The sequence below is a fragment of the Streptomyces sp. bgisy159 genome, assembly GCF_057707805.1.
The window spans coordinates 1-23385 of the sequence record NZ_JBYIQX010000048.1 but is presented as its reverse complement, the minus strand read 5'-3'; the positions used below and the strand labels follow the sequence as shown (position 1 = coordinate 23385).

Annotated in this window: 18 protein-coding genes; 9 read left to right on the top strand and 9 right to left on the bottom strand. The window is 67.9% G+C overall.

All coding sequences use genetic code 11. The features are described from left to right. Positions 1-42 precede the first annotated feature (42 nt). From AC3ET3_RS31130 to eccCa, 7 genes are all read right to left on the bottom strand, one after another. Complete coding sequence (locus AC3ET3_RS31130; protein WP_432155622.1) at positions 43-711, bottom strand: hypothetical protein; 669 nt, start codon at positions 709-711, stop codon at positions 43-45. Positions 712-731: 20 nt separating this feature from the next. Then, positions 732-2990, bottom strand: a complete 2259-nt coding sequence (locus AC3ET3_RS31125) for a hypothetical protein (protein WP_432155623.1) — start codon at positions 2988-2990, stop codon at positions 732-734. Between the two features lie 4 nt (positions 2991-2994). Continuing rightward, a complete protein-coding gene (locus AC3ET3_RS31120) occupies positions 2995-3303 on the bottom strand; it encodes a hypothetical protein (protein WP_432155624.1) in 309 nt (102 codons plus the stop codon). A gap of 178 nt (positions 3304-3481) precedes the next feature. Continuing rightward, positions 3482-4867, bottom strand: coding sequence for a type VII secretion-associated serine protease mycosin (gene mycP, locus AC3ET3_RS31115; RefSeq protein WP_432155625.1), 1386 nt, complete (start codon positions 4865-4867; stop codon positions 3482-3484). A 29-nt stretch (positions 4868-4896) separates the two neighbouring features. Continuing rightward, positions 4897-6420: a WXG100 family type VII secretion target gene (locus AC3ET3_RS31110; RefSeq protein ID WP_432155626.1), complete on the bottom strand. Its 1524-nt coding sequence runs from the start codon at positions 6418-6420 to the stop codon at positions 4897-4899. Then, positions 6420-6929, bottom strand: coding sequence for a DUF2563 family protein (locus tag AC3ET3_RS31105; RefSeq protein ID WP_432155627.1), 510 nt, complete (start codon positions 6927-6929; stop codon positions 6420-6422). Before AC3ET3_RS31105 ends, AC3ET3_RS31110 begins: the two co-directional genes overlap by 1 nt. Positions 6930-6988: 59 nt before the next feature. After that, entirely contained in the window at positions 6989-10951 is a 3963-nt protein-coding gene (eccCa, locus tag AC3ET3_RS31100; protein WP_435613320.1) for a type VII secretion protein EccCa, read from the bottom strand. Positions 10952-11115: 164 nt separating this feature from the next. Between eccCa and eccD the strand changes: the two genes are divergently transcribed. The 6 genes from eccD to AC3ET3_RS31070 all read left to right on the top strand — a co-directional run bounded on the left by eccD (position 11116) and on the right by AC3ET3_RS31070 (position 18283). Further along, positions 11116-12585 carry a type VII secretion integral membrane protein EccD gene (gene eccD, locus AC3ET3_RS31095; RefSeq protein WP_432155629.1) on the top strand — a complete coding sequence of 490 codons (1470 nt, stop codon included), beginning with the start codon at positions 11116-11118 and terminating at the stop codon, positions 12583-12585. A gap of 189 nt (positions 12586-12774) precedes the next feature. Beyond that, the gene (gene rpsO, locus AC3ET3_RS31090) at positions 12775-13062 is read left to right on the top strand and encodes a 30S ribosomal protein S15 (RefSeq protein ID WP_010042739.1); all 288 of its coding nucleotides are present in this window, start codon (positions 12775-12777) and stop codon (positions 13060-13062) included. A 362-nt stretch (positions 13063-13424) separates the two neighbouring features. After that, entirely contained in the window at positions 13425-15647 is a 2223-nt protein-coding gene (locus AC3ET3_RS31085) for a polyribonucleotide nucleotidyltransferase (protein ID WP_432139382.1), read from the top strand. Next, positions 15644-17023, top strand: coding sequence for a M16 family metallopeptidase (locus AC3ET3_RS31080; protein WP_432139383.1), 1380 nt, complete (start codon positions 15644-15646; stop codon positions 17021-17023). Before AC3ET3_RS31085 ends, AC3ET3_RS31080 begins: the two co-directional genes overlap by 4 nt. 41 nt (positions 17024-17064) lie before the next feature. After that, complete coding sequence (gene dapB / locus AC3ET3_RS31075) at positions 17065-17817, top strand: 4-hydroxy-tetrahydrodipicolinate reductase (protein WP_435613319.1); 753 nt, start codon at positions 17065-17067, stop codon at positions 17815-17817. A gap of 13 nt (positions 17818-17830) precedes the next feature. After that, entirely contained in the window at positions 17831-18283 is a 453-nt protein-coding gene (locus tag AC3ET3_RS31070) for a tetratricopeptide repeat protein (RefSeq protein WP_432139385.1), read from the top strand. Positions 18284-18573: 290 nt separating this feature from the next. Here the strand turns inward: AC3ET3_RS31070 and AC3ET3_RS31065 are convergent, their stop codons facing one another. Beyond that, positions 18574-19128 (bottom strand): hypothetical protein, encoded by a 555-nt coding sequence (locus tag AC3ET3_RS31065; RefSeq protein ID WP_432139386.1) that lies wholly within the window; start codon positions 19126-19128, stop codon positions 18574-18576. An 88-nt stretch (positions 19129-19216) separates the two neighbouring features. Next, a complete protein-coding gene (locus AC3ET3_RS31060) occupies positions 19217-19402 on the bottom strand; it encodes a hypothetical protein (RefSeq protein WP_432139387.1) in 186 nt (61 codons plus the stop codon). 138 nt (positions 19403-19540) lie between these two features. On the opposite strand from AC3ET3_RS31060, the gene thyX reads away from it, so the two are divergent. The 3 genes from thyX to AC3ET3_RS31045 all read left to right on the top strand — a co-directional run bounded on the left by thyX (position 19541) and on the right by AC3ET3_RS31045 (position 23232). Next, positions 19541-20278, top strand: coding sequence for an FAD-dependent thymidylate synthase (gene thyX / locus AC3ET3_RS31055; protein ID WP_432155630.1), 738 nt, complete (start codon positions 19541-19543; stop codon positions 20276-20278). 213 nt (positions 20279-20491) lie between these two features. Further along, positions 20492-21391 carry a 4-hydroxy-tetrahydrodipicolinate synthase gene (gene dapA, locus AC3ET3_RS31050; protein WP_432139389.1) on the top strand — a complete coding sequence of 300 codons (900 nt, stop codon included), beginning with the start codon at positions 20492-20494 and terminating at the stop codon, positions 21389-21391. A 155-nt stretch (positions 21392-21546) separates the two neighbouring features. Continuing rightward, entirely contained in the window at positions 21547-23232 is a 1686-nt protein-coding gene (locus AC3ET3_RS31045) for a ribonuclease J (protein ID WP_432139390.1), read from the top strand. Positions 23233-23385 lie beyond the last annotated feature (153 nt).

The window sequence follows — 23385 nt, the reverse complement described above, 5'->3', positions numbered from 1 at the left end:
GAGGGGGAGGTGGCGAAAGATCGCCACCTCCCCCTCGGCCCTTCATGCCTTGCTTGGCATTTCGAATGCTCCTGAAAGGCCAGCGTTGTTCTCGCACCGCAGCGCCTTGGCCATAGCAAAACTTACGGAATGTGCGACGGTAAGATTCCGCTTCTGAACGGCAACATCGTTGCCGTCCGGCTCGTATCGATTCCGTGTCTCGCCTCTGATGAGGAATGATTCTTTGCTGCCGTCCGGATCGAACTCGCTGCTTGTGCACCTCATGTAGAGGGCCGCGGACTGGTTCCCGGCCAATGCAAGTGCACCCATTTTGTACGGAGTGAAGACCGAAGCTGTTTTCTTGGCGTCCGGAATTTGCGTCGCGAAAGAGAAAGAAACAGTGATGTCGCTCAGGTCCTTACTGGATCGGTAGATCCAGCAGACTCCGATTTTGCTGCCTTCGGAAATACCATTCTTCCGATACTCGGACACCAGCGCTTTGGCCGCGCCCGTCATTCCGCCGGAAGCCGTCGACGTGCGCACCCTTGTCGCGTCGATCAGGGCTGCCGCAGCAGCGACGGCATTCTCGTCGAGAGCTCCGGCGCAGTTGCCGTCCACTGTTTCGGTGGAGGGCGCCGCCTGGGTGTTGTCGTCGGAAGACTGGCATGCGGTCACTCCTGCGCACAGGAGCAGGCTCAGCGCCAGCGAGGCCGCACGTCCACGGATAACCATCTGTCAGGCCCTCACTTGCTTCACGTCTGCGGGGTGACGCCCTGCTGCTGTTCCCGATCAGTTCCCTTGCCGTAGCCGGCGTTCAGATCTGTCTCCAGCGACTGGGCGAAGTTGCTCTCATCGGCGGTGATATTATGCTCCGCCAGGAAATGCTTCAAAGGATATCCGGCGTTGAACTCGCCAACCTGGAAAATCTTGGCCCGCTGTTTCTGGATGTCGTCGCCGCTGTCCTTTTGGTCGGACTGGGCCCAGTCCCCGATGCCGTCACCGACGAGCTTACCGATGAGTGCCGTGCCCTGGTCTGTAGCGAGTGGAATGAGTGTTCCTGCCACGCCTGCTGCGGCCACCGGAGGCAGGAACGCAGCACCAGCGGCGATGCCCACGCCAGCTCCGAATTGCACCCAGCCTGAACGCTCTTCAAGTGCCTTGTTATACTCCTCGTCGCGCTTTAGGCCTTCTGCCTTAACCTGGTCCGCCCGTGCCTGATCAAGCATTCCTTGAACCTCGGCACCGGTACGCAGCGCCTCTCGCACACGAGGTTCGTGAATATTACCGTTGGTATCGACCTGTGCCTCCATCGCGCTGGTCGTGTAGAGCCTCTCGGCGTATGCAACCTCGGTGTAGGCGTCTGGGTGCTGGCCAAGGGAACTCAGGAACTTCCGGGCGCCATCCATGCCGATCTCGACATGACCGTGCTCTCCCGCCCTCGGGGCGAACATACTGTCAGGCGCGTTCTCATTGAGCGCCCAGTTGATGTCGTCCACGTAGCCCGCCGCCATGCGCCCGAGGCTGCCGGACAAGGCTTCCTGTTTTTTCAACAATGCAGGGTCGCTATACGTCTCCACCACCTTCTCCATGACCTTTGCGGTGTCGTCGTTGCGAGAGAGCTGAGGCGACGGGTCGTCGTAGGCATGGCCAGTGGCGGCCGATTCCAGGGCATGCCCGAGACTTTCGTACCCATAGTTGCTGTCGGTACCTCCATCGTGAATGTCCTCAGGCCACTGGCGGTCCTTCGTGAAATACTTGAAGGCATCGACCGTCTTGTTGTCGTTGTGATTCTCTGGCGTCAGGTCGATTTTACTGTTGAAAAAATCGGTCGAAGCTCGCGCGTTGTGACCGAGTGCCTCCATGAAGCCCGACATCGGGTCCTTGCCAAGACCTTTGCCGTCCCAGCTCAGGTGTGGCGGGGCGCCCATGCCGACTGCCCATGCCTGATTGGGTTTGATGGCTCCGTCGCGAGTCAGCTTGTTCTCGCCCACAACCACGGCATCGCCGTAGTCGTGGAGGAACTTCGTGTCGTAATTTCCGTATCGCATGAGGCTGCTCATGACCTGGAAACCATAGGCTGAAGTTCCGTGACTCTGAATCACAGTGGTGCCGGACTTGATGACATCGGCCTTCCATTGCTCCATGGCGGGGCTGGTGGAATGTGTGGCGGTGGCCAACGTCATGCTCCAGTTCTTCTGAAGCTCCTTCATGCGCTCTGGATTGTCGATGGCCAGGCGTGATCCATCACTGGGATCGCCGAGGTCCATCCAGTAGTCGAAGTTCCCCTTGACTCCCACTTCCAAAGCAAAACGTTCGGCGAAATACGGGTCGCCGTCATTGTCCTGAAGGTACTTGTTCAGGCGATCGATCTCCTGAACAGTGGCATCATCCCCCTTCGCCACGATCTGCGCCGCTGCCTTGGCGTCCTCGGCGTCCTGGGCTCTTCCGGCCTGCTCGAGAGAGCCGTACTCGGTGCCGGAGAAGTTGTTCTTGTCGGTGCCGACGAGCGTACCCAGTGCACGGGCGGCTATGTCGTCCGCGTCATTAGCCCTGTCCAGACAAGCCAAAATATCAGCACGGACCTTCTCGAAATCGGCTGCCTGGGGCTCCGGGCCGTCGTAGTCCTTGCTCCGGCGATCGGGGTGCACCAGATAGCTGACTGCTCCGTTCGAGTCAATCCTGATTCCCTTGCCGGGTGCATCTTCGACTACCTTAGTAAGGGCCGCTTTCGCAAATTTGAACTCGGCCAGTGCATCCCGCAAAATGTTTCGGATACTCGTCGCCTCTTTGACGGCGTCTGTGAACTCCTTGGCGGTCTTCTTCACGAATGGAAGTGTCACCCCGGCGTTCTCACCCGCCCAGTCGGCTTTCTCGGCCTTCTTGAGCATGCCGTCCTGCGCGCTCGTCTCGAGCGTCGTCAGTTTCGTGATGGTCTCGGTCCAGTCATCGACGGAATTCTGGAGGCTGCCCAGGCGTGCGTGGTACAGCTGATCAAAGGTCACCATGGTCATTGCCTCACTTGAAGTGCTGCGTGAGCTGCTTGAGGGTGTGGTTGGTGGCAAGAAGCTCTTCGTGCTTGGTGTGCGTGACGACCGTGTCCTCGAGGTGGTTGTGGATGTGCGCGCAGGCGCTGAGCAGTGCCTCTGCCTGAGAGCGCCAGGTGTCCCAGGCCGTCCACAGGGCCGAACCCGTGGCGAAGCCGTCCTCGTTGAGCTGGTTGGCCGCGGTGTCGGTCTGGGCACCGGCGTGGAAGGCGTCCGTCTCGAGGTGGTGGAAGAGCTCTTGGGCGTCATTCCCGACGGCCTTGAGCTCGGAAGACGTCACGGCGTAGTCCTGGCCGGCGACTCCCCCGCCTCCGTCGGCGGGCAACTGATTGAGCCGCATGCTGCTGTGCTGACGAGCCGCGGCACTACTCCGGGCTTGGCCCCACATCTCGTCGAACGACACATTGGTCCCTTCTCGCCGTCATCGGACGACTGATCTGATCGATGTGCTCACCGGTTCAGGCGTGCCGGCCCGGACCAGGAGTCCCCTCGGAGGATGTGCCAGTGACATCGCCCTGGGGCGGACCGAAGGGCGGAGACTGCTGCGGGGAGCCCTGGGGCGCGTACATGGGTGGGTACGGTGCACCTGTCGGCTGCTGTGTGGCGCGTCGGCGCCTGGTACGGACGGCGAAGATGGCCGAAGCGGCCCCGAGGAGCACAACCGCCGCGATACCGAGTGAAGTCCACAGCGGCACAGGGGTGTCGTCCGCTGCTGAAGCGGGCGCCCGCGTCGCTGCCTTCCGATCAGCCTCGCCGTCGTCACCCGCAGGCGATGACGCCTTGGCGGACGGAGAGGAAGAGGACGCCGCGGCCAGATCCGGCAGGGGGTACTCATCCGCCGGACCGGGATCGCCCGGGTTCTGCAAGGCGACTCGAGGCCGGACGATGCCGTAGCCGAAGTCATCGTTGCGCGTCCTGCTCTGCTCGTTCCCCTTCATGGTGTTGAGCAGCACGCGGAGGACCTGGTTGTTCGTCCAGGTCGGGTGCTTGGACCAGACCAGGGCCGCGGATGCCGAGGCGATGGCCGTGGCGTCACTGGTACCACTGGACTTGCACACTCCGGTCCCACCGGGACACGCGTGATACATGTCTTCACCGGGCGCGGTGACGTCGATCTCGGGGCCATGCTCCGAGAAGGCGCTTCGCCTCACCTTCTCGTTGATCGAGCCCACCGCGACCACCCCGGGCACCGACGCGGGATAGCCCGGCCGGTTCGCTCTGTCGCCTTCGTTCCCGGCAGCCGCGAAGATCAGCTTTCCCTTGCCGAGGGCGTATCTGACGGCGGAGGCGAGGGCCGGGGTGTCGGCCTCCTCCTTGAAGGTGCCTCCGGAGATGTTGATGATCTGGGCCTCGGAGTCCGCTGCGAAACGGATCGCGGAACTCATCTCCGCCGCATAGGCCGCCGTCGACTGCGAGTTGCCGAACAGGTTGCCGCTGGGCTCCAGCCGGATGGGAAGGATCTTGGCCCCCGGCGCAAGGCCGTACGAGCCGTTGAGGGATCCTCGCTTCCCTGTGGCGGCGATGAGCGCGGCGATCCCGGTGCCGTGTCCGTCAGGGTCGGTGTGCTCATCGCCGCTCAGGTCGGAGTAGTCCTTGCCCGCCAGCACCTGGCCTTCGAGGTCGGCGAGGGAGTCATCCACTCCGGTATCGATGACCGCGACCGTGATCCCGCGCCCGGTGCTTACCTTCCACATCTCCTCGGCGTGCATGGCATCGAGGTGCCACTGACGCGAGCGAACCGACTCGGCGTGGGCAGCAGGAGCGGACAAGCCCACCAGCAGAAGGCCGAGAGCGGTCGACATCGCCGAGATGTGCCTGAAGGTTCGCAGGCTGCTGGTACGCATATGCCTTCCAGGAGGGACGGGCGCCGGGTTCAGCCGACGACTGGCGGGACGTTACGCCGGTTGTTGGGCGTCCAGGTCTCTTCCTCTTCGGTGAGGTAGTCCGGGCGCCGGGTGTCTCGCTCGTCCCGTCGGGCGGTGGACGAGCGGGCGGGGTGGGTTCCGGTGGGTCGACCAGTTGTCGCGCCATGCGTGGCATCGGCGGCACCGGCCGGTCGTACCAGGCCTGACCCGCCTTGGGTGAAAGGACGTGGCAAGCGTCCCGGCTGGGCTGGGCGGCCGCCCACGACACGACCGGTCTCCGAGGCGAGACGGCGGCCACCGGTCACTCCGCTCTGTCCTGCACCCGCGCTGCCCGGCGTGCCTGGGGCGAAGCCGCGTCCCATGGGTGCGCGGCCGGGCGACCCGCTGTCACCGATGACGGTCCCGCGGGGAATGCTGCCCGGCCGACCGGAAGTCGGAGAGATCGGGCGGCCCCCCATGATGCCGGTCTCGCGCGACATCCGGGCCGTGCCTCCGCTCGTAGTGCTCTGCCCCAGGCCGGCAGGAGGACGCGGGGTGGAGGGAGCACGCGGAGGGACGCCCGTGACCTGTCCGGTGTAGGCGGGCGGGACGACACCTGGCTGAAGCGTGGACGCGTCGGGACGAGGGACACCGGGCTGCGGGCCCGGGAGCGCAGTGGTGACCGGGCGCGATACGTCCGGCAGGATCCCCGTGCTGTTGATTTCCACGGCCGCGGGCCGGGACCGATCGATGTGTTCGCTCCCCGCAACGGGTGTCACGTGGCTGCCAGTTGCGGGGGAGACCGGTTGAACGGGGGCGGCATGTGTTCCACCGCTGCTACCACTGGCCGAATAGGACGAGCCGGCAGCAGCGCCCGAAGCGCCCGTGGCCCCGACGGCTACGTACTCGTTATCGCTGTGCCACTGCTTGCTGTCCATGTGCGCCGACGGTGGTGAGAACGTGGGCGGCGTCACGCTGTTCACCTGCTGTGCCGAGTATTCGTACGTCTGAGCCAGCTTGCGCATCTGCTGGACAGCCTCAGCCCGAGCGGCCTCGATTCGCTGTTGGGCCGCCGCAGCCTGGGACTCCGCCGTTTGCGCGAGCTTTCGCGCCTCGGGGTCGTTGCGCGCCCCGGGTTCCTTGGACGCGGAGATCGTCGAGTTGGCTGCCGCGAGGTCGGCCTGGGCCTGGGTGGTCTCCGAGCGGGCGGGCATGGCGGCCTTGGCTTCGGCGACCGCCTGCGACACGGTCTCCATCCACCGCCCCGCGGCTTCGGCGTACTGGCCGAGGCGCAGGGCCGAGCTGCTGGTCTGACCGCCCCACTCGCGGAAGGTGTCCCCGTCCTCACCCTGCCACTCGAGACCCTTGACGTGGGTCATGAGGTCGTCGCCGATGCTGGTGATGGTCGCGGCCGCCTTCGTTAGCTTGCCGGCGAGGTGCGAGGCGCCTTCCGAACTCGCGGACGCCAGAATCGCCACGAGCTGCTCATGGGTCATCGACTCGAAGTCGGTGCGAGCGAGCTTCGGCTCGGGCCGCTTGGCCGCGTCAGCCATTACAGCCCCTCCTCGCTGTTCTGGGCGGGCGTGGGTGCCGTCGACGTGCGCTGCGGTTGGGCGTACGGATCGCGGTCGACGACGTAGTACTTCTCCGCCTCGGCGTTGATCTGCTTCATCCGCGCTCGAAGGTCCGCGTCGAGGTTCTCGTAGCCCACTCGTGACGCGTGCACCGCCAGTCCCATGGCTTCGATCTGGGCGCCGAGGGCCTTGGAAAGGTTCTCCAACTCGTCGTGGACGATGGTGTACGAGTCGTAGAGGAACTGGGCTTCCTTGAAGTCGGACGAGCCCAATTCGACGCGCGGCAGACGGTCCTGACCCACCTTGCCGGGCGCCGCTTCCGACCTGTCGAGTTCGATGAGCAACTCGTCGACGCGCTTCTTGAAGCTCGTCAGTGAGCTGTGCTGGATGTTCAGCGCCATCTGCGGGTTCACGCCGGCCAGCGTGTCGAACGCCTTCCCCGTGTCCGGTACGCCGTCGCCCGCAACGTTGCCCCCGTTCGCAGTCACCTCGGTCGTCCTCCCGTTGTCCCCGTCGAAGCGGTCTCTTCACGACCAGATCCATCACCTTAGTGGCGTTGCGGAAGCAAGCCCACCTGGATAAGGGGCGTCCCTCGCTTGCGCGAGACGAAGACACCGCGGCCGGGCGGCATGGGACGGGCTCGGACGTTACCGAGGATGTCCCCCTCGGTCGGATCGCCGGACAGGACCACGCCCTGGGCGCCGAGCTCCTTCACTCGCTGCATGAACGACTCGTACATGGCACGGGAGGCCCCGGCGGCGCTGCGGGCGATGATGAACTTGACACCCACGTCACGCGCGAACGGCAGGTTCTCCACCAACTGCGACAGTGGGTTGCCGGAGTTGGTGGCGACCAGTTCGTAGTCGTCGACGATGACGAACAGTTGCGGGCCGCTCCACCAACTGCGATCGCGAAGCTGCTGCGGAGTGATGTCGGGTTTCGGGGCGCGCATCTCCATGAACTGTCGGATCGCGTCCATATGGACCTGCATGGCCGAGGCCATGGGCGCGTACTCCAGCAGGTGTTCCTCGGAGACGGCCTCCAGCATCGTGCGCCGGTAGTCGCCGACCACGATGCGGGCCTCGGCCGGGGTGTAGCGCTCCGCGATCTGTTTCGCGATCAGCCGCAACAGATTGGTCTTGCCGGACTCGCTCTCGCCGAAGACCAGGAAGAACGGGTCCGTGTCGAAGTCCACGAACACGGGTTCCAGGTTCGACTCGTCGATGCCGATCGCGATGCCGTGCTGCGGGAACTCGAAGCCCTTGGGCAACTGGTCGGCCGGCAGCTTCCGCGGGAGGAGCCGCACGGTCGGCGCCGCCGGGCCGTGCCAGTTGCCCTTCACGGCATCGACGAGCTGAGCCGTGGCGTCCGAGAGGTCATCGGCCGCCGAGGAGGCGTCGATACGCGGCAACGCCGTCATGAAGTGGAGCTTGTCGGGTACCTGACCGCGGCCGGGCACCCCCGCCGGGACGTTCGCGGCGACCTTGCGGTCGAATTCGGAATCCATGGCGTCACCGAGCCGCAGTTCCAGACGGCCGAGGATCTGGTCCTTGAGCGCCGCCCGCACCTCCATGTACCGCGACGCGGACAGCACGACATGGATGCCGTAGCCCAGACCACGGCCCGCGATGTCGTTGACGACTGAGTCCAAGCCCTCGTAGTCGGTGCGGAAGTTGCCCCAGCCGTCGATGACCAGGAACACATCTCCCCAGGCTTCCCCGGGCAACTCGCCCGCCGCGCGACGGCGGCGGTAGGTGGCGATGGAGTCGATTCCGTTGCTGCGGAAGAACTGCTCACGTCGGTTGAGGATGCCTGCGACCTCCGCGACCGTGCGCCGGACGCGTTCGGGATCCAGCCGCGACGCCACACCGCCCACATGGGGAAGGTCAGCGACGGCCGTGAGACCGCCGCCGCCGAAGTCCAGGCAGTAGAACTGCACTTCGTGTGGCGTATGGGTGAGGGCGAAGGACGCGACGAGGGTGCGCAGCAGTGTCGATTTGCCGGATTGCGGACCGCCCACCACCATCATGTGACCGGCTGCGGCCGAGAAGTCCTGGTACAGCAGTTCCCGTTTCTGTTCGAAGGGCTTGTCGACCAGCCCCAGTGGAACCGTCAGGCCACCGAGGCGTGTGTACTCCGAGGCCTGCACACCACGCTCCGCGGAGACCGACAGGGCCGGCAGCAACTGGTCCAATGCCGGCGCCTGATCCAGCGGAGGCAGCCACACCTGGTGGGCGGGCATGCCTTGGCCCTCCAGCCGCTGCACGATGACGTCCAGCACCGTATCCGCCAGTGCGTCGTCGTCCGGTCGCTGTCCGGACGTCTGGGCCTGCGCCGGGTCCGGCACCGCGTGGACCGCGGGTACCGGCGCCGCCGTGAACAAGGCGGGCCGGTACTCGATGGACATCCGGCTCTGACCGCTGTCCGGACCGCCCGCGCGATACGTTCCCGACACGTAGGCCGCCTTGAAGCGCACCATCTCGTCTGTGCCGAACTTCAGGTACCCCGAGCCGGGCACGGACGGCAGGTGATAGGCGTCCGGTACGCCCAGCGCCGCCCGGGACTCGGCGGCGGAGAACGTCCGCAGACCGATGCGGTACGACAGATAGGTGTCCAGGCCCCGCAGCCGCCCCTCTTCCAGACGCTGCGAGGCGAGCAGCAGATGGACTCCCAGGGAACGCCCGATGCGTCCGATCTGGATGAACATGTCGATGAAGTCGGGCTTGGCGGTGAGGAGTTCGCTGAACTCGTCGATCACGAGGACGAGCGAGGCAAGCGGCTCCAACGCGGCGCCGGCCGCCCGTGCCTTCTCGTAGTCGTGGATGTTGGCGTAGTTACCGGCCGAACGCAGCAGTTCCTGGCGGCGCTGCAGCTCCCCGCGGATCGCGTCACCCATGCGGTCGACCAGGGTGAGATCGTCCGACAGGTTGGTGATCACGGCGGCCACGTGCGGCATCTGTGACATGCCCGCGAAGGTGGCGCCACCCTTGAAGTCGGCGAGCACGAAGTTGAGCGTCTCCGAGGAGTGGGTGACCGCAAGGCCCAGGACCAGCGTCCGCAGGAGCTCCGACTTTCCGGACCCGGTCGCTCCCACACACAGGCCGTGCGGGCCCATACCGTCCTGCGCGGCCTCCTTCAGGTCCAGCATGACGGGCTGCCCGTCCTCACCGAGACCGATCGGCACCCGCAGCCGCTCCGGCGTGGAGCGGGGCCGCCACGTGCGCGTGACGTCCACCGACGCGGCGTCACCCAAGCCCAGCAGGTCGGTGAAGTCCAGGTTCGCCAGCAAGGGCTCGTCGTCGTCCCCACCGCCCGTGCGCAGCGGTGCCAGCTGCCGCGCGAGCGCCTCGGCGGCCGGCAGGGACATGGCGTCGGGCATCCCCTCGTAGACGAACCCGTCGCCGGAGTCGAGCCACAGCCGTTCCGGTCGTACGACGATCGACAGGTCTCCGCGCGGCTGGTCGAGCTCGCCGGAGACGACCTCGATGATCGTCACTCCTTGGAGCCCCTCCGCCGCGGCGAAGGCCGATGTGGGCGGCACCATGCCACCGTCGAGGACCACCAGGATGTGCGGCTGGTCCAGCAGGGGCTGGCCGTCACGACTGAAGCGCGGACGGCCGTCCAGCCGGGAGGCGAGCAGTTGCTCCAGTTCGCCGAGGTCGTCCCCGAACAGGCGTCGGGTGCCGCATCCGTCGAGCTGGCCCGGAATCTGGCAGTGCGGGAGCCACTTCGTCCAGTCCCAGCGGCTCACCCCGCCCGGGGCCGTCACGACGACCACCACCAGGTCGTCGGGGGAGTGCGAGGTGGTGGCTTGGGCGACCAGTGCGCGGGCCGTGGCATGAGCGCTCTCGGGCTCCCCGGAGACCGTCAGATGGTAGAAGGCGCGCAACGACACCGCCACCGGCAGGCCGTCCAACTGTCCGTGCACGGCCAGGAACCGCTGCATGGCCCCGGCGCACAGCGGCTCCAACTCGTCCACGGGGGCTGTGTGCGGGGCGATCAGGGGGGTGGCCAACTGCTGAGGGCCCAGACCGATGCGCACCTGGCCGAAGTCGGCGTCCGCCACTCGGCGCTCCCAGACCCGGCCGCCCTCTGCGACGACAGCCCACAACTGCTCCGGGGCCGGGTGCAGGTAGAACTGGGCGTCGCGCTGACGCAGAGCGGTCTTGCGTACGGTGCGGCGTGTCTGGGCGAGGTAGCGCAGGTAGTCCCGGCGTACGTCGGCCATTTGCCCTTGCGTACCCCGGCGGTAGCGGACGATCTGCGACACCACCATCGCGGCCGTCGACATGAGCATGACGACGCCCATGATCCGCATGAAGGGGTGCGCGTTCGGGGACGCGAAGTAGAACACCACCGACGAGCCCATGCCGAGTGTCGGCAGGACCTGCATCAGCATGCCTTCCTGCTGCCCGCGCGGCAGTTCGGGCGGAGCTTCCAGTTGCAGCTCTTCCGAGGGCACTTCGGGCGGCAGGGAACGCGGCGGGCGCTTGATGACGATCTGGCTCACCGGAGCCTCAATCCCCCTATACGGACGATCGGTTGCACACCGGCACCCCCGTGGTGACGGTCGTCCTCCGCTGTGAGGGAATCCTACTTGCCGCCTCCGACAGCGGATGTGGGTAGGGTTGCGCACCGCAGCGTGCGCATCCGCGAATCAGGGGGTCAGTGAAGGTGAGTACGACCGCGGCTACCGGATTCTGCCGAGTGACCGTCGTGGCGCCTGACGGCCGCGTCGACGTGGCACTCCCGGTGGACATCCCCGTGGCTGACGTCTATCCGGAGATTCTGCGGCTGACGGGACAGACTCAGGCCGCCGGGACCCCCACGGGATACCACCTGGTGCGCAGGGACGGCCGGGTTCTCGATGGCGCACGCACCCTCGCCGACGAACAGGTCCTCGACGGTGAGGTGCTCGGCCTGCGGCCGTTCGCCGAGTCACTGCCGCCCGCGGTCTACGACGACGTTTCGGACGCCGTCGCCTCGGCCGTCGTCCGCGACCGGCACCTGTGGAGCGACGAGCTTCTGCGCGTCGCGGGACTGATCGGCGGCGCCCTCCTCCTGCTGCTGACCGCCTTCGTCCTCTGGTTCGCTGATCCAGTCCGGCACGATATGCACGCTCTGCCCGGTGTCATCGCCGGAGGGCTCGGTCTGCTGCTGACCGCCTTCTCCGGGGTACGCGCGCGTGTCTACGCCGACCGTGCCTCTGCCGTCGCCCTGGGGCTCGGGGCGCTGCCACTGCTGATGATCGCCGGCTCAGGGATCGTCGCGCCGGGGGACGGTCAGGGCCCGGGCAAGCTGCAGTTCATGCTGGGCTGCGCGACCGTCCTGGTCGCCTCGGTCACCCTCGTGGCGCTCGCACCCGGTTCGGACGCTCCGTTCGTCGCCGCCACCCTGCTGGCCGCGGTCGGCTCCCTGGCCACCTTCATGGCCATCGTCGCCGGCGCCTCGGCGACCGCCACCGCCGCGGTCTGCGCTCCGTGCTCGATCGGCCTGGTCGCCTTTCTCCCCGGTATGTCCGCGCGCTTCGCGCGGCTGCCGATCGGCTACGCCTCCCCGCACTCGGCCGGCCAAGGCGATTTCGACCTGGACCCCGCGCAGGGTCCGGACGCGGAGCCGCTCGACGCCGAGCGTGTCGCGGCCCAGGCGCGGCGTGGCCACGAGATGCTGCTGGGCCTGGTCGGCGGCGCGTCGGCAGTCGTCGTGGCCTCCGCCGCTGTGCTCGGCTTCTCGGACAACCTGTGGGGCCGCTTCCTCGCTCTGGCGGCCGGGCTGTCCATGCTGATCCGCGCCCGGCTGTTCCGCTACACGTCGCAGGTCACCTGTGCCCTCGTCGCGGGCATCGCAGCCGTGGCGCTCCTGGTCGTCGGGCTCGCGTTGAACCCGCCGACCGAGGCCCTGACGGAGTTCGTCCTGCACGGCGACCGGGGTGCGCTGGACCTGCGGACGACCTGGCTGACGGCGGCGAGCGCGACCGGCGCCGCGGTGATCGTCGCGATCGGCCTGATCGTCCCGCGCAAGGGTCTGTCCCCCTTCTGGGGCCGTTTCCTCGACCTGGCGGAAGCCACCGTTCTCCTCACACTGGTGCCGCTCTGCCTCGCGGCTGTGGGCGTCCTCACCACCGTTCGCTCCCTGACGGGGTGAGTCCGGCCACGGACAGACGTATCCCTCCAGCCTGGTACCCTGTGTGACGGCCGTTCGTGTACGCACCCCCGGAGCCCCGAAGCACTGGAGGCCGCGCTCAGCGGATCCCCGCCTTCCGAGTCATGGAAGCTCCCCCGAGAAGCAGACCGGGGGCACTCGGTGGCCACACACAGACCATGAGGAGTACGCGTGTCGCTCGACGCCGCTACGAAGAAGCAGATCATGTCCGAGTTCGGTACCAAGGAGGGTGACACCGGCTCCCCCGAGGTCCAGGTCGCCCTCCTGTCGCGTCGGATCTCCGACCTGACCGAGCACCTCAAGACCCACAAGCACGACCACCACAGCCGTCGTGGCCTGCTGATCCTGGTCGGTCAGCGCCGTCGCCTGCTGCAGTACCTGGCGAAGAAGGACATCCAGCGCTTCCGTGCGCTGGTGGACCGCCTCGGCATCCGCCGCGGTGCGGCGGGCGCCAAGTAAGACGCCCTGGAGGGAGCGGTTCCCGGAACCATCGGGAGCCGCTCCCTTTGCTGTACGTACGGACCTGACGTGCTCCATGTACGGACCGAACGCACGGAAACATGCGGAGTGTCACTCACGCTTTGTAGTGTGGTAGCACAACGCACACGCAATACGGACGACACAGCACCACAAAGAAGAGGAGAAGCGCGCCTCGCCGCCGCCGGTCCTCGGTAGTGGCCCCCGGGGGGAAGGAAGCCCCGGGTGCTTCGATCGAAGACCGGCCCGCACCAGAAGGAGCGCTTCTCCGTGACCGTCCCCCTGCCACACGGGCAGCCGCGGGACAAAAGACGACACGCAGACAAGTAACGGAGAAAACGCTAGTGGAGAACGAGACCCACTACGCCGAGGCCGTCATCGACAACGGCGCCTTCGGTACCCGCACCATCCGCTTCGAGACGGGCCGCCTGGCCAAGCAGGCCGCCGGCTCCGCCGTGGCGTACCTGGACGACGACACCATGGTGCTGTCGGCCACCACCGCCTCCAAGCAGCCCAAGGACCAGCTCGACTTCTTCCCCCTGACGGTGGACGTCGAGGAGCGGATGTACGCCGCCGGCAAGATCCCCGGCAGCTTCTTCCGCCGCGAGGGCCGGCCGTCCGAGGACGCCATCCTCACCTGCCGCCTCATCGACCGCCCGCTGCGCCCGTCCTTCAAGAAGGGCCTGCGCAACGAGATCCAGGTCGTCGCCACGATCATGGCGCTCAACCCCGACCACCTGTACGACGTTGTGGCGATCAACGCCGCCTCCGCGTCCACGCAGCTGGCCGGTCTGCCCTTCTCCGGCCCGATCGGCGGCGTCCGCGTCGCGCTGATCCGCGGCCAGTGGGTGGCCTTCCCCACGCACACCGAGCTCGAGGACGCCGTCTTCGACATGGTCGTCGCGGGCCGCGCCCTGGAGGACGGCGACGTCGCGATCATGATGGTCGAGGCCGAGGCGACCGAGAAGACCATCAAGCTGGTCGAGGGCGGCGCCGAGGCGCCGACCGAGGAGGTCGTCGCCGCCGGTCTGGACGCCGCGAAGCCCTTCATCAAGGTCCTGTGCAAGGCGCAGGCCGACCTCGCCGCGAAGGCCGCCAAGCCGACCGCCGAGTTCCCGATCTTCCTGGACTACCAGGACGACGTGCTGGAGGCACTGACCGCCGCCGTCAAGCCCGAGCTCGCCCAGGCGCTCACCATCGCCGGCAAGCAGGAGCGCGAGGCCGAACTGGACCGCGTCAAGGCGCTCGCCGCCGAGAAGCTCCTGCCGGAGTTCGAGGGCCGCGAGAAGGAGATCTCCGCCGCGTACCGCTCGCTCACCAAGCAGCTGGTCCGCGAGCGCGTGATCAAGGAGAAGAAGCGCATCGACGGCCGCGGGCTGACGGACATCCGCACCCTCGCCGCCGAGGTCGAGGCCATCCCGCGGGTCCACGGCTCCGCCGTGTTCGAGCGTGGCGAGACCCAGATCCTGGGCGTCACCACCCTCAACATGCTCCGCATGGAGCAGCAGCTGGACACCCTCTCCCCGGTGACCCGCAAGCGCTACATGCACAACTACAACTTCCCGCCGTACTCCACCGGCGAGACCGGCCGTGTCGGCTCCCCGAAGCGCCGCGAGATCGGCCACGGCGCCCTCGCCGAGCGTGCCCTGGTACCGGTCCTGCCGACGCGCGAGGAGTTCCCGTACGCGATCCGCCAGGTCTCCGAGGCGCTCAGCTCCAACGGCTCCACGTCCATGGGCTCGGTCTGCGCCTCCACCATGTCGCTGCTGAACGCCGGTGTGCCGCTGAAGGCCCCGGTCGCCGGTATCGCCATGGGCCTGATCTCCCAGGAGATCGAGGGCGAGACGCACTACGTCACCCTCACCGACATCCTCGGTGCGGAGGACGCCTTCGGCGACATGGACTTCAAGGTCGCCGGCACCAAGGAGTTTGTGACCGCCCTCCAGCTCGACACCAAGCTGGACGGCATCCCGGCCTCCGTCCTGGCCGCCGCGCTCAAGCAGGCCCGCGACGCCCGTCTCCACATCCTCGACGTGATGATGGAGGCCATCGACCGGCCCGACGAGATGTCCCCGAACGCGCCGCGGATCATCACCGTGAAGATCCCGGTCGACAAGATCGGTGAGGTCATCGGCCCCAAGGGCAAGATGATCAACCAGATCCAGGAGGACACCGGCGCCGAGATCACCATCGAGGACGACGGCACCATCTACATCGGTGCCGCCGACGGCCCGGCCGCAGAGGCCGCCCGCGCCACGATCAACGGCATCGCCAACCCGACGATGCCCGAGGTCGGCGAGCGTTACCTGGGCACGGTCGTGAAGACGACCACCTTCGGCGCCTTCGTCTCCCTGCTCCCCGGCAAGGACGGTCTGCTGCACATCTCGCAGATCCGCAAGCTGGCCGGCGGCAAGCGCGTGGAGAACGTCGAGGACGTCCTCGGCGTGGGCCAGAAGGTCCAGGTCGAGATCGCCGAGATCGACTCCCGTGGCAAGCTCTCCCTCATCCCGGTGATCGAGGGCGAGGAAGCCGACACCGCCGACAAGAAGGACGACGCCGACAAGTGACGTCCCGTAGCTCCAAGGCGACGGCCCGCACCTCCTCCGAGGCGCGGGCCGTCGCCCGTACCCAAACCCTCATCCCGGGCTCCGCGGGCATCGGCACCGTCCGCAAGACCACCCTCCCGGGCGGTCTGCGCATCGTCACCGAGACCCTGCCCTCCGTGCGCTCCGCCACCTTCGGCATCTGGGCGCACGTCGGCTCCCGCGACGAGACCCCGTCCCTGAACGGCGCCACCCACTACCTGGAGCACCTGCTCTTCAAGGGCACCCGGAAGCGGAGCGCCCTGGACATCTCCTCCGCGATCGACGCGGTCGGCGGCGAGATGAACGCGTTCACGGCCAAGGAGTACACGTGCTACTACGCGCGTGTGCTCGACACCGACCTGCCGCTCGCCATCGACGTCGTCTGCGACATGCTGACCGGGTCCCTGATCCGCGAGGAGGACGTCGACGTCGAGCGCGGCGCGATTCTCGAAGAGATCGCGATGACCGAGGACGACCCCGGCGACTGCGTGCACGACCTCTTCGCGCACACGATGTTCGGCGACAACGCCCTGGGCCGCCCGGTCCTGGGGACCGTCGACACAGTCAACGCGCTCACCGCCGACCGCATCCGCCGCTTCTACAAGAAGCACTACGACCCCACCCACCTGGTCGTGGCGGCCGCCGGCAACATCGATCACGGCAAGGTCGTACGGCAGGTGCGCGCCGCCTTCGAGAAGGCGGGCGCCCTGACGAACACCGACGCCGTGCCCATCGCCCCGCGCCACGGCAGCCGCGCCCTGCGCACCGCGGGCCGGGTCGAGCTGATCGGCCGCAAGACCGAGCAGGCACACGTCGTCCTCGGCATGCCCGGCCTGTCCCGCACCGACGAGCGCCGCTGGGCACTGGGCGTGCTCAACACCGCCCTGGGCGGCGGCATGTCCTCCCGCCTGTTCCAGGAGGTCCGCGAGAAGCGCGGCCTGGCCTACAGCGTGTACTCGTACACCTCGGGCTTCGCCGACTGCGGCCTGTTCGGCGTCTACGCCGGCTGCCGCCCGAGCCAGGTCCACGATGTGCTGAAGATCTGCCGCGACGAACTCGACCAGGTCGCCCGGCAGGGGCTGTCCGACGACGAGATCGACCGCGCCATCGGTCAGCTCAAGGGCTCCACCGTGCTCGGTCTGGAGGACACGGGCGCCCTCATGAACCGCATCGGCAAGAGCGAGCTGTGCTGGGGCGAGCAGATGTCGGTGGACGACATGCTGGCCCGGATAGCGGCGGTCACCCCGGACGACGTCCGTTCGGTCGCCCGCGAGATCCTGGGCAGGCGTCCCTCGCTGTCCGTCATCGGACCGCTGAAGGACAAGCAGGCCGCGCGTCTGCACGACGCCGTGGCCTGACCCTCCAGGCCGCGTAAGTCCCTCTCGAAGGAAGCAGGAAGATGAGCAAGCTGCGCGTGGCGGTCCTCGGCGCCAAGGGCCGGATCGGCTCCGAGGCCGTACGGGCGGTCGAGGCCGCCGAGGACATGGAGCTGGTCGCCGCTCTCGGCCGCGGCGACACGCTGGAGACGCTGTCCGGATCCGGTGCGCAGGTGGCCGTGGAGCTGACCACGCCCGCCTCGGTGATGGACAACCTCGACTACTGCGTCCGCCACGGCATCCACGCCGTGGTCGGTACGACGGGCTGGACGGACGAGCGCCTCGCGCGGCTCAAGGGGTGGCTGGCCGAATCCCCGGAGACCGGCGTGCTCATCGCGCCCAACTTCTCCATCGGGGCCGTCCTCACGATGAAGTTCGCGCAGATCGCCGCGCCGTACTTCGAGTCGGTCGAGGTCGTGGAGCTGCACCACCCGAACAAGGTGGACGCCCCGTCGGGCACCGCCACCCGCACCGCGCAGCTCATCGCCGAGGCCCGCCGCGCCGCCGGGACCGCCCCCGCGCCCGACGCCACGGCCACGGCCCTGGACGGCGCGCGGGGCGCCAGCGTCGACGGCGTCCCGGTGCACGCGGTCCGGCTGCGGGGCCTGCTGGCCCACCAGGAGGTCCTGCTCGGCGGCGAGGGGGAGACGCTCACCATCCGGCACGACTCCCTCCACCACAGCAGCTTCATGCCGGGCATCCTGCTGGGCGCCCGCCGGGTGGTGACGACCCCGGGTCTCACCATCGGCCTGGAGCACTTCCTGGACCTGAGCTGATCCGGAGCCTCAGATGCGCGCGAAGATCTCCTACGTCATCACGGCCGCCGTCCTGGTGTTCTACTTCGTCCTGGTCGGCAGCCGCGGCGTCATGCTCATACAGGCCGGCACGATCATCACCGTCACGTTCGGCGTGGCGGTACTGGTCCTGCCGGTCATCGGCCTGTGGTTCCTGTGGAAGAACACGCAGTTCGTCCGCCGGGCCAACGCCCTCGCCGCCGAACTCGACGCCGAGGGCGGTCTGCCCACCGACGAACTCAAGCGGCTGCCCAGCGGCCGTATCGACCGCGACTCCGCCGACGAGGTCTTCGCCCGGCGCAAGGCCGAGACGGAGGCCTCCCCGGACGACTGGCGCACCTGGTTCCGCCTCGCCGTCGCCTACCACGACGCCCGCGACACCCCACGCGCCCGCAAAGCGATGCAGCGCGCGATTGCCCTGCACGACGGCAGAACCGTCGAAGCCTGACCGCCGCACCGCACCCCGGCCGCGCCGCGTCGGACTCGCCCCTGCCGCGATCCCGAGCCGCACGCCCGATCCCGAGCCGCACCCCGAAGGGGCCGTCCCGCCATCACTGCGGACCGGCCCCTTCACACCTCCCGGACCCCGTACTCCGACAGGACCCCACGCGTCGACAGGACCCACGCGTCGACAGGACCCCACGCGTCGACGAGACCACGTGAGCCGAGGTCGGCGTGAGCCGACGAGCACGCAAGCCGCTGACCAGTGCGACACCGCGACCGGCAGCGCCGAGCGACTCAGCCCCGCCTCTGCTCCGCGGCCCACGCCTCGACGGTGTCCGCCGCCCGGTCGAACGCCTCCGGCCGGGCCAGGAAGTCGGCGTTGTGCGTGGTCAGCAGCGGGGCCGTGTCCTTCGGAGCACGCCCCCGCCGAACGAGGGTCAACGCCTGTCCCTGCACGGTCCGCGGAAGCCCCAGCCAGCGCACCGGCTGCTGTACCGTCCGCACGTCGACGACCTGGTCCCACGGCACCGTCCGCGTCACGAGGAACGCCACGTGGCGCAGCCCGCGCGCGCTCACCCACACACCGACCCGCAGCAGCCGCAGCGCGCCGGCGATGACCGCCAGGGAGAGTACGAGGACCGTGCCGGCGTCGGCCACCGTGCCGGTCAACGCGATGACGACCGCCGCGAACAGCACGAACGAGGCGAGCAGTAGGCACACCGCGGCGGCCCCCACCCGCCACGGCCCCGGCCGGTAGGGGCGCCGCCAGCGGTCCTGGTCCTCGTAGGGCAGTGCGACGTCGTCCGTGGCCTCGGCGGTGCGATCGGCCGTCAGGAAGGGCAGGGGCACGGCTGGTCCTCACTCGATCATGCGTGGGCTGTGACCGGTGAGGCTATCCGTCCGGATGCCTGCTCACCACCATCGGGGCCGGATGGCGTCAACGTCCCTGGGTCGCCTGCGACTGCGGGGTCTCGGCGGAGTGGTCGAGCGTCAGCGCCGGCATGCCGAGGACCAGCGATCCCACCAGGGCGGCCACGATCGTGAGACCCAGCAGCCAGCGCCCGGCTATCCGGCCGGCGGACGCCCGCTCACGCGGTGGCGGCGTGACATTGCTCTGGAACATCTGTGGTGCAGCTCCCTTCGATCGAGGACAGAGCCGGACATTGCCACCTGTAAGACGAACGAACCGGCGCAAAGGTGCCCGCCCCAGCTGGGTAAAGTGGCGATCCCCAGCCGCGAGACGGGAAAGGCCCCCTGCACCGTGATCCCCGATGAAGACGACTTCCAGCTCGATTTCCGCAGCGATGTGACGGTGGAGCTGGTGAAGCACAGCGCGGCCGACTCGGACGTCCTGTTCGCCGCCCGTGTGTCCACGCTCGGGGAGCAGTCCCTGGACGAGCTGCAGAAGGACCCGGAGCGCTCGAAGGGGCTCATCAACTACCTGATGCGGGACCGGCACGGCAGCCCGTTCGAGCACAACTCCATGACCTTCTTCATCAGCGCGCCGATCTTCGTGTTCCGCGAGTTCATGCGGCACCGCGTGGGGTGGTCGTACAACGAGGAGTCGGGGCGTTACCGGGAGCTGCAGCCCGTCTTCTACGTCCCCGACACCTCCCGCAAGCTGGTCCAGGAGGGCCGGCCGGGCAAGTACCGGTTCGTCGAGGGCAGCCCCGAGCAGCACAAACTCGCTCGCGAGGCCATGGAGGACTCCTACCGCCGGGCCTACGGCACGTACCGCGAGATGCTGGCCGCCGGCGTCGCACGCGAGGTCGCCCGCTCGGTGCTCCCGGTGGGCTTGTTCTCCTCCATGTACGCCACCTGCAACGCCCGTTCCCTGATGCACTTCCTCGGCCTGCGCACCCAGCACGAGCTGGCCAAGGTGCCGTCCTTCCCGCAGCGGGAGATCGAGATGGTCGGCGAGAAGATGGAGGAGGAGTGGGCGCGTCTGATGCCCCTCACCTACGCCGCCTTCAACGCCAACGGCCGCGTGGCCCCGTAACGGCGTCCGGTCCACCGGGCGGCGGCACACATGTACGGGTCACCTGCCCGAAGTGTCCGTATTGCGGCATTTAGAGAAGTTCATCTAGCCTGATCAAACGGACCCGGCACTGCCTGAACCCCCGAGCAGGCAGTGCCGGGCTCCACCTTTGTCCCGACTTCTCCCGACCACCCGAGGGCAGACCGCGCGGTCAGCAACGAGTAGCGTGTAACCATGGCTCCGACCTCCACTCCGCAGACCCCCTTCGGGCGGGTCCTCACCGCCATGGTCACGCCTTTCACGGCGGACGGCGCACTCGACCTCGACGGCGCACAGCGGCTCGCCACCCATCTGGTGGACGCAGGCAACGACGGCCTGATCATCAACGGCACCACCGGCGAGTCGCCCACCACCACCGACGCGGAGAAAACGGACCTGGTACGAGCCGTACTGGAGGCGGTCGGCGACCGCGCCCACATCGTGGCGGGCGTCGGAACCAACGACACCCACCACAGTGTCGAGCTGGCCCGTGAGGCCGAGCGGGTCGGCGCCCACGGGCTGCTCGTCGTCACCCCGTACTACAACAAGCCCCCGCAAGAGGGGCTGTACCGCCACTTCACGACCGTCGCCGACGCCACCGGGCTGCCGGTGATGCTCTACGACATTCCCGGCCGCAGTGGCGTCCCCATCAACACCGAGACACTCGTCCGGCTCGCCGAGCACCCGCGCATCATCGCCAACAAGGACGCCAAGGGCGATCTCGGCCGCGCGAGCTGGGCCATCGTCCGGTCCGGTCTCGCCTGGTACTCCGGCGACGACATGCTCAACCTGCCGCTGCTCTCCGTGGGCGCGGTCGGCTTCGTCTCCGTCGTCGGCCACGTGGTCACGCCCGACCTGCGCGCGCTCGTCGACGCCTTCGTCTCGGGTGACGTCCAGAAGGCCACGGAGATCCACCAGAAGCTGCTCCCCGTCTACACGGGCATGTTCCGTACCCAGGGCGTCATGACGACCAAGGCCGCGCTCGCCCTCCAGGGACTGCCCGCCGGGCCGCTGCGCTCGCCCATGGTCGAGTGCACCGCGGAAGAGATCGGCCAGCTCAAGATCGATCTTGCCGCCGGCGGGGTACAGCTCTGACATCAGACTTCGCGCGCCCGGGCGCGCACCTGTACTTCACAACTGAATAGGCGGGCCACCGGTGCCCGCACCCCACAACGACAACTGCTTCTGCACGAACGTCACGCGCGCCACGTGCCCGATCGGTACGTGGCGCGCGTGGTGAGGAGAGTCTTTTGAGTCATCCGCATCCTGAACTGGGCTCGCCCCCGCCGCTCCCCGAGGGCGGCCTGCGGGTCACCCCGCTCGGCGGTCTCGGCGAGATCGGCCGGAACATGACCGTCTTCGAGTACGGCGGCCGCCTCCTGATCGTCGACTGCGGCGTGCTCTTCCCGGAGGAGGAGCAGCCCGGCATCGATCTGATCCTGCCGGACTTCTCGTCCATCAGGGACCGCCTCGACGACATCGAGGGGATCGTCCTCACCCACGGCCACGAGGACCACATCGGCGGGGTGCCGTACCTGCTCCGCGAGAAGGCGGACATCCCGCTGATCGGCTCCAAGCTGACCCTCGCCCTCATCGAGGCCAAGCTCCAGGAGCACCGCATCCGCCCGTACACGCTTGAGGTGGCCGAGGGGCGGCGCGAGCGCGTCGGCCCCTTCGACTGCGAGTTCGTCGCGGTCAACCACTCCATTCCCGACGCGCTGGCCGTTGCCATCCGCACCCCCGCCGGCATGGTCGTCCACACCGGTGACTTCAAGATGGACCAGCTGCCGCTGGACAACCGGCTGACCGACCTCCACGCCTTCGCGCGGCTGAGCGAGGAAGGCATCGACCTCCTCCTCTCCGACTCCACGAACGCCGAGGTCCCCGGCTTCACCCCGCACGAGCGGGACATCTCCAACGTCCTGCGGCAGGTCTTCGCCGGCGCCCGCAAGCGGGTCATCGTGGCGAGCTTCGCCAGCCATGTCCACCGCATCCAGCAGATCCTGGACGCGGCGCACGAGTACGGCCGCCGGGTGGCGTTCGTCGGCCGCTCGATGGTCCGCAACATGGGCATCGCGCGCGACCTCGGCTATCTGAAGGTGCCACCGGGCCTGGTCGTCGACGTCAGGACGCTGGACGACCTCCCGGACGACGAGGTCGTGCTGGTCTGCACCGGCTCGCAGGGCGAGCCCATGGCCGCGCTGTCCCGTATGGCGAACCGCGACCACCAGATCCGCATCGTCGACGGCGACACGGTGATCCTCGCGTCGTCGCTGATCCCGGGCAACGAGAACGCGGTCTACCGCGTGATCAACGGCCTGACGCGCTGGGGCGCGAACGTCGTCCACAAGGGCAATGCCAAGGTCCACGTATCGGGTCACGCCTCGGCCGGCGAGCTGCTGTACTTCTACAACATCTGCCGTCCGAGGAACCTGATGCCGGTCCACGGCGAATGGCGCCACCTGAGGGCCAACGCCGAACTCGGCGCGCTCACCGGCGTTCCGCACGACAGGATCGTCATCGCGGAGGACGGCGTCGCCGTCGACCTCGTCGAGGGCAAGGCGCGGATCTCCGGGAAGGTCCAGGCGGGATACGTCTACGTCGACGGCCTCTCCGTCGGCGACGTCGGCGAGCCGGCCCTGAAGGACCGCAAGATCCTCGGGGACGAGGGCATCATCTCCGTCTTCGTGGTGATGGACTCCTCGACGGGCAAGATCACCGGCGGCCCGCACGTCCAGGCCCGCGGGTCCGGCATCGAGGACTCCGCCTTCACGGACGTCATCCCGAAGATCACGGAGACGCTGGAGCGCTCGGCTCAGGACGGCGTGGTCGAGCCCCACCAGCTGCAACAGCTGGTCCGTCGGACGCTGGGCAAGTGGGTCTCCGACACCTATCGCCGCAGGCCGATGATCCTCCCGGTGGTGGTCGAAGTCTGACGCGTCTGGAGCGGGGCACCTCGATTTGCATCGGGGCGCCCCGCTCCAGTACGTTTACGGCTCCGCCCAGGGGGGAACCCGGTTGCTTCGTGCGCCGGGGGAGTCTCCGGAGGGCCGGAAAAACCGACTGAGAAGTTCTGATAAAGTCGGAAG

Excerpts from the sequence above, each read along its gene's own strand:
- AC3ET3_RS31130 (WP_432155622.1), bottom strand. The coding sequence starts at position 711 with ATGGTTATCCGTGGACGTGCGGCCTCGCTGGCGCTGAGCCTGCTCCTG.
- AC3ET3_RS31125 (WP_432155623.1), bottom strand. The coding sequence starts at position 2,990 with ATGACCATGGTGACCTTTGATCAGCTGTACCACGCACGCCTGGGCAGC.
- mycP (WP_432155625.1), bottom strand. The coding sequence starts at position 4,867 with ATGCGTACCAGCAGCCTGCGAACCTTCAGGCACATCTCGGCGATGTCG.
- AC3ET3_RS31110 (WP_432155626.1), bottom strand. The coding sequence starts at position 6,420 with ATGGCTGACGCGGCCAAGCGGCCCGAGCCGAAGCTCGCTCGCACCGAC.
- dapB (WP_435613319.1), top strand. The coding sequence starts at position 17,065 with ATGAGCAAGCTGCGCGTGGCGGTCCTCGGCGCCAAGGGCCGGATCGGC.
- AC3ET3_RS31070 (WP_432139385.1), top strand. The coding sequence starts at position 17,831 with ATGCGCGCGAAGATCTCCTACGTCATCACGGCCGCCGTCCTGGTGTTC.
- AC3ET3_RS31060 (WP_432139387.1), bottom strand. The coding sequence starts at position 19,402 with ATGTTCCAGAGCAATGTCACGCCGCCACCGCGTGAGCGGGCGTCCGCC.
- dapA (WP_432139389.1), top strand. The coding sequence starts at position 20,492 with ATGGCTCCGACCTCCACTCCGCAGACCCCCTTCGGGCGGGTCCTCACC.